Origin of the sequence: Actinomadura pelletieri DSM 43383 (assembly GCF_003634705.1) — a bacterium.
In the GTDB taxonomy this organism is placed as follows: domain Bacteria; phylum Actinomycetota; class Actinomycetes; order Streptosporangiales; family Streptosporangiaceae; genus Spirillospora; species Spirillospora pelletieri.
On the sequence record NZ_RBWU01000004.1, the window covers coordinates 118,501 to 130,686 of the forward strand.

Consider the following 12,186-nt stretch of genomic DNA (forward strand, 5'->3'; position numbering starts at 1 on the left):
AGGGCGATCCGTGGTCCTCGAGGACGATCTGCGGGAGCGGATCCTCAACGTTCCGCACATCTCGCGCACCACCACGCGCGAGGCGCTGCTGCTGCGCCTTCCGCGCCGGCTCGCCGAGCGGGTGCCGCTGGCGGAGACCGCGCGTGTCTTCGCCGAGAAGCTGGCGCAGGCGGTCGTCGAGGCCGACCGCTGGCGCCACGGCGAGAACGTCCGCGCGCTCGAGGCCGCGTGCCATGACCTGAGCGGAGCACCGGAGGAGACGTCGGCCCGGCCCTCCTCCCTCTCCGCCCCGATGTCGCGATACCTGTCGACGCTCGCCGACGAACTGCACCACGTGGAGCTGTCGCACATCCTCGCGCAGGGGCTGGTCGAGGTGCAGCTCGCCACCGTCTACTGCCGACTGAGCTGCGACGCGGCGATCAGCGTCCGCGTCCGGGACGGCGACATAGCGGAATGGCGGATCCGGAAGAGGACCGCGTCGGGGAGCACCGAGGAATGGGCCGCGCCGACCCTGCGGGAACCGGCACTGTCCCGGCTCCTGGACCGGATCCGGGACGAGATCTTCCACCGGCGGTTCCAGCGTCCCACGGAGCGGTTGCCGGTGGTGGCGCGTCCGCTGTCCGCCGACGGGGTCCTGCACCACTACTATCCCCTGTCGCCGTTGGAGGCGGCCTCCCTCGTCGACCATCTGATCATCGTGGGCGAGGCGGGCAGCGGGAAGAGCACGGTCACCAGGTACCTGGCCTACACCCTCGCCCAGCGGGCTCTCGGCCGGCCGGTCGCGACACGGGAACTGCTGTCCGTCGACCGGACGCTCGTGCCGATCTACATCCGGATCGCCGACTTCACGCACTGGGCCGTCAAGCAGAACATCACCCGCGACATCGGCACCGACCACCTGCTCGACTACGTCGCGGAACAGTTCGCCGGGGACGACGCGATCCGCGACGCGTTGGAGGGCGCGCTGAACGCCGGTGAGGCGTGGCTCATCTTCGACGGGCTGGACGAGTCCCGCGGCTCGGCCGCCCTGAACGCGAACCTGGAGGAGCGCTACCGCCGGATGACCCGGCTGGTGAACCTGGTGGCGGCGCGGGGTTCGCGCGTGCTGCTGACCTCCCGTCCCTTCGCCACCGGCGAGTACGGCCAACCCCTGTTCGCCGCGGGCTTCGTCTCGGTCGACCTGTGCGGCATGGCGGACCACGAGATCGAGTTCTACTGCCGCCGCACCCTGTCCGCCATCGGCTGCCGTCCCGCCGACGTGGACCGGCACTGGACGCAGCTACGCCGGTGGATCGACCGCGTGGACGCCGACTTCAAACGGCGGGCCCTGTTCGTCACGCTCCTGTGCCTGGTCGAGTACCGCCACGGGGTCGCCAACCTCACCGCAAGCCGCGTCGACCTGTTGAGACAGGCGTACGAACTCATGGTCTGGCGCTGGCCCGACAACAAACGCTCGGTCGGCGGCACCGGGAAGGAGCTGCCGTACTCGGTGAACGACGCCCGGCTGAACTCCGCGCTGGAGGTGGTGGCCTTCGAGACGCTCGCCCACGAACCGTCGTGGGACACCGGCTCCGACACCGAGGACGACATCGACAAGGGCCGGTTCTACCGGGAGCTGGACGTCTTCCGCGAGCAGATGTTCGAGGTCCTGGAGTTCCTCATCGAGGACTCCGGGCTCCTCCGGGTCGTCGGCCCCAAGTCGCTGCGGTTCAGCTTCCGGATCATCCAGGAGTTCCTCGCCGCCACACATGTGGCGGACACCGGCCGCTTCACCGAGCTGCTGGGCCTCGCCGCCGAACAGACCGGCCCGTGGGCCGAGACGCTCTCGCTTCTGGCCGAGATGTTGAGTTCCGACGACGACCGTTCCTGGGTGAACAAGCTGATCGACGCCGCCGTGACCACGGTGCGGGAGAAACCCGACCACGCCGACAGTGCCGCCTGGGTCCTCGGCCGGTTGTTGCGCGACGAGAAGAGCGCGCGCATGTCGGCGGAGTACGCCGGCACGGTCCGGGAGATGCTGACCGGGGTGCTGGTCTCCCCGGCGCTCAACGCCGACCAGCGCGACGACGTCGGACGGGCGCTGTCCATCGTCGGTGACCGGCGGCCCGGGGTCGGTGTGCGGGCGGGCGTGCCGGATTTGGAATGGGTCGACGTGCCCGGCGGGCGCGTCCGGCTGGGCCTTGAGGAGGAGGCGTTCGCCGAGGCGCTGCGGCTCGGTGGCAGCCGCGAGTTCCTCGCTCCGGAGACACCCTCCTACGAGATCTCGCTGGACGGTTTCCGTATCTCCAAGCACCCCGTCACGGCGGCCCAGTACGCGGCCTTCTGGGCGGACGAGGGCGGCGCGTCCGACGAACGCTGGTGGGAGGCGGGAGGGTGGCCGATCTCGTCCGGGCCGCCCGTCGTGCCACCGGCCGAACGCAACCATCCGGCGACCGAGGTCTCCTGGTACGAGGCGATGGCGTTCGCCAGATGGCTCTCGGACCGGCTGGGGCTTCAGGTCTCCCTGCCGACGGAGGCGCAGTGGGAGTACGCGGCGCGCTGGGGCGGGCCGGCCGCGAACGTGCCGCCGGGCGACGCCCTGTGGTGCAACGGCCACGCGACCGGGCTGGGCAGGCCGAACGCGGTGGGGATCTTCGGGGAGAACGGGCTGGGCGCCGCCGACATGATCGGCAACGTGTGGGAGTGGTGCACGTCGGCGTACACCGACGACTCCGGCCGCGTGTTCGGGTACCCGTACGACCCGGACGACGGCCGGGAGTCCCTCTCGCTTTCGGACACGTGCTACCGGGTCGTCCGCGGTGGTTCCTACACCAACGTCGACTTCATGCTCCGCCCGACCGTGCGCGGCCACGACCGGCCGGACTTCCGTGCCCGACGGCAGGGATTCCGGCTGGTGTGCTCCCTCGCGGCCGAGACGACGGGTTCAGTCGATGGAACGCCGACCTGACGCCGGTTCGGCGTTCGGCGGGCGCGTCTCGCGCAACACGTCCAACGCGCGGTCGAGGATCTCGTGCCACCCGGTCGCGCGGTAGGGAAGGTCGAACGGCCCGGCGCGCCGGACCCGGGCGATGGCGGCGGCGATCCCGGCGGAGTCGGTGCCGGCCACGACGGCGATGCCCCGGTCGATGAGGTCGCCGTTCCCGGAGAAGGCGCGGACCAGGACCGAACGCCTCCCGAGTATCGCGGCCTCCCGCGGCATCGTCCCGGAGTCGGTGACGAGGAACGGGGCCGCGGCGACGAGCCGCCAGGTCTCCCGTGGCGTGCGGCCGTCGCGCGGTTCGACGTGCCCGGGAACCGGTCCCATGGTCTCCAGCAGCCGCCTGAGCTGCGGCGTCAACAGAAGCACCGCGCGTTGCCGCTGCTCGGCCAGGGCCTCGAAGACGGCGGTGACGACCTCCGGCCGCAGCGTCCAGCTCTTGTGCAGCGTCAGCACCGCGGGCGCGTCGCGGACGCCGGGAGTGGGGACGCCGGCGGCCGGGCCCGCCATGGCCACCTGGCGTCGGACGAACCCGAGGTGCGGATCGTCGAAGACCAGCACCGGCGCGCCGGGCCGGGCCACGTGCAGGCCGGCGGCGGCGGACTCGCTCCAGCAGACCAGGACGTCCGCGTGCTTTACCACGGCCCGCCGGATCTCCGACTCCCGATGGCCCGGCGTCCGGGAGCCGAGACCGGCCTCGGCGTAGACCAACGGCAGTCCCGCCCGGACGGCGGCCCGCGCGCCGAGGAGCGTGCTGCGCGTGTCGCCCATGACCAGGACCGCGCGGGGGCCGCCCGAGGCGGCCGACCGGGTGACCACCGCGTCGTGGACCTCCTCGACGGTGGGGTCCCCGCCGGAGCCTCCGGAACGGGGTACGACATCGACGTCGACGCCCAGATCGGTGCGGGGCAGGGCGGCGAGTTCGGGATCATAATGCTGCCCTGTGTCGAGCAGAACGAGCCGGTCGACCCGCGACGCGTTACCCCGCAGGTCCTCCTGCATGGCCGCGCACTTGATGATCTGTGGGCGCGTACCGACCACCGCCACGATGGTCCACTTCTCGTCCATCGGCGCCGCCCTTGTCGGATGGAGGATCACGGGTGATGACGGAGACGTCTGACAGTATCGAGCTGGCGAGCAGATTCACCCCCGGCGAGTATCAGGAGCTGCTGGAGAGCTGCCGTCGCGCCCGCTACGCGTTCGTCCTCTCCGGCGCCCTTTCCGGGCGGTCGACTGCCGGGCGGTCGACGCCACCCGACCGCAGGCGGCTGGTCTGGCTGCGTCACGACGTCGAACTGTCCGCGGACGCGGCGGTCGAGATGGCCCGCGTGGAGCACTCCCTCGGCATCTCCGCGTCCTACCTGCTCTGCCCGCAGAGTCCCTTCATCCCGCCGCCCGCCCTGCGCGGTCTGGCGGCGCGGCTCGTGGAGCTCGGTCACGAGGTGGGCCTGCACCTGGTTCACGACGCGGAACACGGGCGCGAGGGGCTCCGCGACCTGGCCGACCAGTGGGCCGGGAGGCTGGGGCTCGCCGCGGGCCGCCCGGTCTCCCTGCACGCCCCCCGGATGAGGGACGCGGCGGAGGTGGCGCGACGCTGCCCGACGCCCCACCTCTACACCTGTTACGTCTCCGGCGGATGGCGGTACCTGTCGGATTCCACCGGCCACTGGCGCTGGGGCCATCCGCTGGAGCATCTCGTCCCCGGCGGCTCCCCGCTGTACGTGCTGACCCATCCGTTCTGGTGGTTCGGACGTCCGATCCGGCACCCCCGACCGGTGGCCCTGGACTTCCTGCCGCAGTACAACGAGGAGCCGTGAACGAACCGGCGGACCCGTCAGGCGTCGCGGGTCTTCACCATGTCGCCCCCGGGTGGGCGCGGGCCACGCTCTGCGACTCGGCCAGCAGGTCGGTCAGCGCGGCCAGGTGCGTCCCGTCCCGGCCGGTCGGCCGCGGCGGCGGTGGGACGTCGGCGGGACGCCGCAGCGTCGCCGTCGTCAACACCTCGTCCAGGACCGCGTCGAACTCCGCGCGGACGGTGGACGGGTCGACGCCGACACCCGCCGCGGCCAGGTCGCGTTCGACGTCGTGCGCGGTGAACAGCTCACCGGTGTACGGCCACAGCGCGTCCAGGGCCCGCTGCGCGCGGTCATGGGACAGGTCGGTGCCGTCGCCGAGCCGGATCGTCCACAGCGCGGCGTGGTCGCGGTGGTAGGCGACCTCCTTGACGCCCTTCGCGGCGATCGCGGCCAGCACCGGGTCACGGGACGCGGTGAGACGGTCCAGCAGCGCCAGCCGCCATGTCGCGAACATCAGCGACCGGACCGTCGCGTGCGCGAAGTCGCCGTTCGGCAGCTCGGCCAGCGTGACGTTGCGGAACCCGGGCGCGTCGCGGAAGTAGGCGAGCGCGTCCTCGTCGCGGCCCGCGCCCTCGGCGGCGCCGCCGCGCGACAGCAGCAGCCGCGCCTGCCCCAGCAGGTCCAGCGCGATGTTGGCGAGCGCGACCTCCTCCTCCAGTTCGGGCGCGTGCGTGCACCACTCCTGCAACCGGTGCGACATGACCAGCGCGTCGTCGCCGAGCATCAGGCAGTAGGCGAACAGGGCGCGCCGGTCGATCCCGTCCGGAACGGACGTGTCGATCCCGGCGAGCGGGTCGTGGAACCCGGTGCCGAACGCCCAGCGTGTCTCGTCGTTGTCCTCGGTGATCGCCCCGAGCGCGTTGTCGAATGCCATGGCGGCCTCACATGTGCGGGACGTTCTCGGGGATGTCGTAGAACGTCGGGTGCCGGTAGACCTTGTCGCCGCTGGGGGCGAAGAAGGGGTCCTTCTCGTCCGGGCTGGACGCGGTGATGTCCTTCGCCTTCACGACCCAGATGCTCACGCCCTCGTTCCGCCTCGTGTAGAGGTCGCGGGCGTTGTGGAGGGCCATCGTGGCGTCGGCGGCGCGCAGCGACCCGACGTGCACGTGGTTCAGGCCGCGCTTGCCCCGGACGAACACCTCATACAGCGGCCAGTCCTTCTCCATCACGTCTCCTCTCCCTCTCCGCTTCCCGCTCCGCCTGTTTGGCCGCGTACGCGGCGGCGGCCTCCCGCACCCAGGCGCCGTCCTCGTGGGCGGCGCGCCGCACCGCGATCCGCTCGGCGTTGCACGGTCCGTCCCCGCTGATGACCCGCTTCAGCTCCGACCAGTCGATCGGGCCGAAGTCGTGGTGGCCGCGCTCGGCGTTCCAGCGCAGCTCCGGATCGGGGAGGGTGACGCCGAGGGCGTCCGCCTGCGGGACGGTCATGTCGACGAACCGCTGCCGCAGCTCGTCGTTGGTGTGCCGTTTGATCTTCCACGCCATGGACTGCGCGGTGTGCGTCGAGTCCGCGTCGGGCGGCCCGAACATCATCAGCGACGGCCACCACCAGCGGTTCACGGCGTCCTGGACCATCTCCCGCTGCGCGGGCGTGCCCCGCATCAGCGTCATCAGCAGCTCGTACCCCTGCCGCTGGTGGAACGACTCCTCCTTGCAGATCCGGATCATCGCCCGCGCGTAGGGGCCGTAGGAGCTGCGGCACAGCGGCACCTGGTTGCAGATCGCGGCGCCGTCCACCAGCCAGCCGATCACACCGACGTCGGCGAACGTCAACGTCGGATAGTTGAAGATCGACGAGTACTTCTGCCGGCCGGAGATCAGCTTCTCGGTCAGCTCGGTCCGGTCGGCGCCGAGCGTCTCGGCCGCCGAGTACAGGTACAGGCCGTGGCCCGCCTCGTCCTGCACCTTGGCCAGCAGGATCGCCCGGCGCCGCAGCGACGGCGCCCGCGTGATCCACAGGCCCTCCGGCTGCATCCCGATGATCTCGGAGTGGGCATGTTGCGCGATCTGCCGGATCATGGTCGCGCGGTAGCCGTCCGGCATCCAGTCGCGGGGTTCGACGCGCTGGTCGCGGTCGATCGTCCGCTCGAAATGCTCCTGTGTCATGTCACTCCTCGGGGCGCTTGGCGACCAGCGTGAGAACGTCGTACTTCGCGACCGAGGCGCCCTCCTGGTTGGTGACGTCGGTGTCCCAGCGGACCTCGCCGTAGTCGGCCCCCTCGCGGGGGGTGATCTGCTTGGCGGTGAGGGTGACGGTCAGTTCGTCGCCGGGCTTGACCGGGGCGAGGAACCGCAGGTTCTCCAGCCCGTAGTTGGCCAGGACGGGGCCTGGCGCGGGGTCGACGAACAGCCCGGCCGCGAACGACACGATCAGGTAGCCGTGCGCGACACGGCCACCGAAGAACGGGTTGGCGCGGGCGGCGTCCTCGTCCATGTGCGCGTAGAAGGTGTCGCCGGTGAACTCGGCGAAGTGCTCGATGTCGTCGAGGGTGACGACGCGCGGCCCGCCGACGACCGTGTCGCCCACCGCGAGCTCTTCGAGATGTCTGCGGAACGGATGCGGCGTGCTCTGGGCGCGCGGCGCCCTGGGCGTCCAGCGACCGGTGATCGCGGTGAGCATCGCGGGTCCGGCCTGGACGGCGGTGCGCTGCATGTGGTGGACGATGCCGCGCACCCCGCCCATCTCCTCGCCGCCGCCCGCGCGTCCCGGACCGCCGTGCACCAGCGGGGGAAGCGGCGAACCGTGCCCGGTGGACTCCTTGGCGTTCTCCTCGTTGAGGACGAGGAGACGTCCGTGCCAGGGCGCGGTGCCCACCACGACGCGCCGGGCGAAGTCGGGGTCGGCGGTGACGATGGAGCCGACCAGGCTGCCGCGGCCGCGGGCGGCCAGGGCGACGGCGTGCCCGGCGTCCTGGTAGGGCAGCAGGGTGCTGACCGGCCCGAACGCCTCGACCTCGTGCGGTTCGGCGCGGTCGGGGTCGTCGGCGCGCAGCAGGACCGGGGACAGGAACGCGCCGCGTTCGGCGTCGGCGCCGATGACCTCGACGTGGTCGGGGTCGCCGAACACGGTCCGGCCCGCGTCCAGCAGCGCCTTCAGCGAGCGCCTGACCTCCTCGCGCTGTTCGAGCCCGGCGAGCGCGCCCATCCGCACGTCCGGGTCGGCGGGGTTCCCGACCTTGACTCGGGCGAGGCGCTCCCGCGCGGCGTCGGCGACGTCGTCCAGCAGCGCGGCGGGGACGATCGCGCGGCGGATCGCGGTGCACTTCTGCCCGGCCTTCACGGTCATCTCGGTGACGAGCTGCTTGACGAACAGGTCGAACTCCGGGGTGCCGGGGGCGGCGTCCGGGCCGAGGATCGAGCAGTTCAGCGAGTCGGCCTCGGCGTTGAACCGCACCGAACGTCCGGTCACCACCGGGTGGGTGCGCAGTTTGTGGGCGGTGCTCGCGGACCCGGTGAACGCGACCAGGTCCTGCTCGGTGAGATGGTCGAGCAGGTCGCCCGCGCCGCCGCAGAGCAACTGGACCGTGCCCTCCGGCAGGATGCCGGACTCGACGATCAGCTCGACCAGCCGGGCCGTCAGGTACGCGGTCTGGCTAGCGGGCTTGATCAGGCTCGGCACCCCGGCCAGGAAAGCGGGCGCGAACTTCTCCAGCGGCCCCCACACCGGGAAGTTGAACGCGTTGATCTGCACCGCGACGCCGTGCAGCGGCGTGCACAGGTGCTGCCCGACGAACGTGCCGCCCTTGCTCAGGGGCTCCACGTTCCCCTCGACCAGGACGGTGTCGTTGGGCAGCTCCCGTTTCGCCTTGCTCGCGTACGACAGCACCACGCCGATGCCGCCGTCCACGTCGATCATCGAGTCGGTGCGGGTCGCGCCGGTGCGCGCGGACAGCGCGTACAGCTCGTCGCGGTGCTCGCGCAGGTGAAGGCCGAGCTGTTTCAGCAGGACCGCGCGCTGGTGGAAGGTCAGCTCCCGCAGGACCGGGCCGCCCACCCGGCGTCCGTACTCCAGGGCCGCGCCCCGGTCGACGCCGGACGCGGAGATCCGGCCGATCTCGGCGCCGGTCACCGCGTCGGTGAGCGGTGCGCCCTCATCGGTGGGGACGTGCCAAGAACCGGACACGTAGCTGGGCAGCGGCGCCATCGGGCCTCCTTGAATTACCGACCGTTCATTCAGTAAGTACAGTACCCGGTGGGCGCCCGCCGGAGAAGACGAGGGCCCGTGACATGCCCGTTCCCTACCGCGCCCGCAGTAGCCCGATTGGCAACCTCCGTAGGACGACGGCGGCGACACCGCTCCGTACGCTTCCGGCTGTACCCGTCAGGCGACCGAAGGAAATGCCATGTCCGTCCGCTCCCTGCTCACCACCGCCGGAGCCGCGCTGCTCGGGGTGGGTGTGCTCGCCGCGCCCGCGGCCGCGCAGGTCTCGGCCGCCGACGAAGGCCCCGGACGGGGCGGCGCCCTCCTGGCCCTGCTGGTCGCGCTGGTCGGTCTGGTCCTCGGCGGGCTGGCCCTGGCCCGCGCCGGCGGCGCCGCGCGGGGCATGGCCGTCGCGGCGCCCGTGGTGGCGGTGCTCGGCATGATCCTCGCCGGCGTCCATCTGGCTCGGGCCGACGGTGGCGTCGGCAGCGGCTCCGGAAGCGGCGGCGCCGTCCTGGCCCTGGTGATCGGACTGATCGCCCTGGTGGTCGGCGGCCTGGCGCTGGCGCGCTCGCGCCGCTCCCACCGCGCCGGCTGACGGCCCTCTCCGTCGCCGGCCGCGCCCTACCGCGAACGCGGTACCGCGTCCGCGGTAGCGACGGGGGTGGAGTGCCTGCCTACGTAGGACGACGGCGGGACGCCCGATCCCGAGGATTGGGAGGCAACGCCCAACGACGCGAGGAGGAGAAGATGCCAACCGAGACTCCGCCTTCGGACGGAGCTCTGGCGAGGCTCGCCCGGTTCTGTTACCGGCGCCGCCGCCTCGTCCTGCCGGCCTGGATCGTCGGTGTGATCGCCATGGCGGTCGTCGGCTTCGGCTTCGGCGCCGCCCCCGACAACGACTTCTCCGGTGGGGACTCCGGGTCGGCCAAGGCGCAGGACGTGATCGAGCGGCACTTCCCCGAGCGACAGGGGGACACGCTGACGTTGGCGATCAGGGCGGAGCGGGGCATCGACGACCCGGCCGTCCGGCAGCGCGTCGAGAAGGTCATCGCCGAGCTGGACGCCGCGTCGATCACCGGGCCGGTGGTCTCGCCGTACCAGGACCGGACGCTGGTCACGCAGGACCGCCGCATCGCCCGCACCACGATTCCGCTGACCGACAAGACCGTCAAGAAGGCCGAGGTCAAGCCGCTGGTGACCACGGTCAAGGACGCCTCGGGCGGCGGACTGACCCTCGGGCTCGGCGGCGACAAGGCGGAGAAGGCCGAGACGCCCCCGCAGGGTCCCGCCGAGAGCGTGGGGGTCGTGGCGGCGGCGGTGATCCTCTTCATCGCGTTCGGGTCGCTGGTGGCGATGGGCCTGCCCATCGTGACGGCGCTGATGGCGATCCTCGGCGGCATCGCCCTGATCAAGCTGGTGGGGCATGTGTTCCCCGCACCGGACTTCACCGTTCTGGTGGCGGCGCTGATCGGGCTCGGGGTCGGCATCGACTACGCGCTGTTCATCGTCACCCGCTTCAAGGAGTGCCTGCAGGACGGCGACGAACCGGAGGCCGCCACGGTCAAGTCGATCGCGACCGCGGGCCACGCGGTCCTGTTCGCCGGGACGACCGTCGTCATCGCGTTGCTGGGCCTGGTGTTCATGGGGCAGCGGCTGATGACCGGCGTGGCCATCGGCGCGTCCGTGACCGTGCTGGTGACGATGATCGCCGCGGTGACCCTGGTGCCGGCGTTCCTCGGCTTCACCGGCCGCCGGATCGCCTCGGCCCGGCTGCCGCGCCGCGCGCTCCGCCGGAGCGGGCGGGCCGACGCCGCGTCCCCGCCGCGCCGCAGCCCCGCCGAACGCTGGGCGCGCGCGGTGCAGCGCAGGCCGTTGGTCGCGGTGGCGCTGGCCGGCGCGGGTCTGCTGGTCCTGGCCGCGCCCGCGCTGTCGATGCGGCTGAGCCTGCCCGACGCCAGCGTCCAGCCCCACGACCGGAGCAGCCACACCTCGTACCGGATTCTGTCGGAGGGCTTCGGTCCCGGCTACGGCGCGCCGCTGATCTTCGCGACGGAGGCCCGCTCCGGAACGGCGGACCTGCGTCCCGTCGTCGCGGCGGTGGGCCGGACGGACGGCATCGCCTACGCCACCCCGCCGCAGCTCAGCAAGGACGGGCGGGCCGCCACCTTCATGGCCTTCCCCGAGACCGGATACCAGGACGAGGCGACCGTCGACCTGGTGCACCACCTCCGCGACGACGTGCTGCCCGGCGCGGCGGGCGGCGCCGCGGTGCATGTCGGCGGGCCGAACGCCGGGGCGATCGACTTCGCCGACGAGACCGGCTCGCGGCTGCCGCTGATGATCGCGGTCGTCATCACGATGTCGCTGCTGCTGCTGGTCGCGCTGGTCCGGTCCGTCACGATCGCGTTGCAGGCCGCCGTGATGAACCTGCTGTCGATCGGCGCGGCCTACGGTGTCCTCGTCGCGATCGTGCAGTGGGGGTGGTTCGGCTCCGCCCTCGGGTTCCCCACGGAGATGCCGGTCACGACCTGGGTGCCGATGATGATGTTCCCGGTCCTGTTCGGCCTGTCCATGGACTACGAGGTCTTCCTGATCTCGCGGATCCGGGAGGAGTACGAGCGCACCGGCGACACCCGGGCGGCGGTCACCCAAGGGCTGGCGCGGACGGCCAGAGTCATCACGGCCGCCGCCGCCATCATGATCGCCGTGTTCACCACCTCCCTGCTCGGCCCGGACGTCTCCATCAAGCAGATCGGGCTGGGGATGGCCGTCGCGGTCCTCATCGACGCCACCGTCATCCGGATGATCCTCGTGCCGGCCGTGATGGAGCTGTGCGGCGGGGCCAACTGGTGGATGCCCGGCCGCCGGGCGTCCGGGACGGCCCCGGCGGCGCGGCCCGGGGTGGGGGAGGAGGCCAGGATCTGACCGTCCACGAGCCGGAGTGCGGCGGGCCCTCGCCGGGCCCTCCCGCGCGGCTCGCCCATGCCCGCCGGGCGGGATCGCCGTCCGGCATCCCGAGAGCCCCCGAGTCGGCGCGGCCAGCCCCCGTGCCGCACCGGCCGGGGGCTCTCAGTCGTCCCATCCGACCTGGGCATACGGAAACACCCGGCTCTTGTGGAGGTGGTCTCGCGGCGACATGGACCATGACATGTGTCAGGCCTCGCACCAAGCGTCCGTCATGCGGGGGCGTGTGAAGAACGCACTCGTAG

9 protein-coding genes are annotated in these 12,186 nt (G+C 72.0%); 4 read left to right on the plus strand and 5 right to left on the minus strand.

Features of this window, described 5'->3' with window-relative positions; genetic code table 11:
* Positions 1 to 10 precede the first annotated feature (10 nt).
* Positions 11 to 2,947 carry an SUMF1/EgtB/PvdO family nonheme iron enzyme gene (locus BZB76_RS18480; RefSeq protein ID WP_121435660.1) on the plus strand — a complete coding sequence of 979 codons (2,937 nt, stop codon included), beginning with the start codon at positions 11 to 13 and terminating at the stop codon, positions 2,945 to 2,947.
* On the opposite strand, the gene BZB76_RS18485 is transcribed toward BZB76_RS18480, so the two are convergent.
* On the minus strand, positions 2,924 to 4,045 hold the full coding sequence (locus BZB76_RS18485; RefSeq protein ID WP_121435661.1) for a UDP-N-acetylglucosamine 2-epimerase: 1,122 nt from the start codon (positions 4,043 to 4,045) through the stop codon (positions 2,924 to 2,926). The two genes, BZB76_RS18480 and BZB76_RS18485, sit on opposite strands and share 24 nt — an antisense overlap.
* A 35-nt stretch (positions 4,046 to 4,080) precedes the next feature.
* Here BZB76_RS18485 and BZB76_RS18490 point away from each other — a divergent pair, with 35 nt between their 5' ends.
* Positions 4,081 to 4,794, plus strand: coding sequence for a polysaccharide deacetylase family protein (locus BZB76_RS18490; RefSeq protein ID WP_121435662.1), 714 nt, complete (start codon positions 4,081 to 4,083; stop codon positions 4,792 to 4,794).
* A gap of 34 nt (positions 4,795 to 4,828) precedes the next feature.
* On the opposite strand, the gene paaC is transcribed toward BZB76_RS18490, so the two are convergent.
* The 4 genes from paaC to paaZ are packed head-to-tail and all read right to left on the minus strand — an operon-like array spanning position 4,829 to position 8,977.
* Positions 4,829 to 5,707, minus strand: a complete 879-nt coding sequence (gene paaC, locus BZB76_RS18495) for a 1,2-phenylacetyl-CoA epoxidase subunit PaaC (protein ID WP_121435663.1) — start codon at positions 5,705 to 5,707, stop codon at positions 4,829 to 4,831.
* A gap of 7 nt (positions 5,708 to 5,714) precedes the next feature.
* Positions 5,715 to 5,999 (minus strand): 1,2-phenylacetyl-CoA epoxidase subunit PaaB, encoded by a 285-nt coding sequence (paaB, locus tag BZB76_RS18500; protein WP_117400913.1) that lies wholly within the window; start codon positions 5,997 to 5,999, stop codon positions 5,715 to 5,717.
* Positions 5,974 to 6,939, minus strand: coding sequence for a 1,2-phenylacetyl-CoA epoxidase subunit PaaA (paaA, locus tag BZB76_RS18505; protein ID WP_121435664.1), 966 nt, complete (start codon positions 6,937 to 6,939; stop codon positions 5,974 to 5,976). Before paaA ends, paaB begins: the two co-directional genes overlap by 26 nt.
* A gap of 1 nt (position 6,940) precedes the next feature.
* Complete coding sequence (paaZ, locus tag BZB76_RS18510) at positions 6,941 to 8,977, minus strand: phenylacetic acid degradation bifunctional protein PaaZ (RefSeq protein ID WP_121435665.1); 2,037 nt, start codon at positions 8,975 to 8,977, stop codon at positions 6,941 to 6,943.
* Positions 8,978 to 9,176: 199 nt separating this feature from the next.
* Here paaZ and BZB76_RS18515 point away from each other — a divergent pair, with 199 nt between their 5' ends.
* On the plus strand, positions 9,177 to 9,572 hold the full coding sequence (locus BZB76_RS18515; protein ID WP_121435666.1) for a DUF6223 family protein: 396 nt from the start codon (positions 9,177 to 9,179) through the stop codon (positions 9,570 to 9,572).
* Between the two features lie 152 nt (positions 9,573 to 9,724).
* Entirely contained in the window at positions 9,725 to 11,902 is a 2,178-nt protein-coding gene (locus BZB76_RS18520; protein WP_121436189.1) for an MMPL family transporter, read from the plus strand.
* Positions 11,903 to 12,186 lie beyond the last annotated feature (284 nt).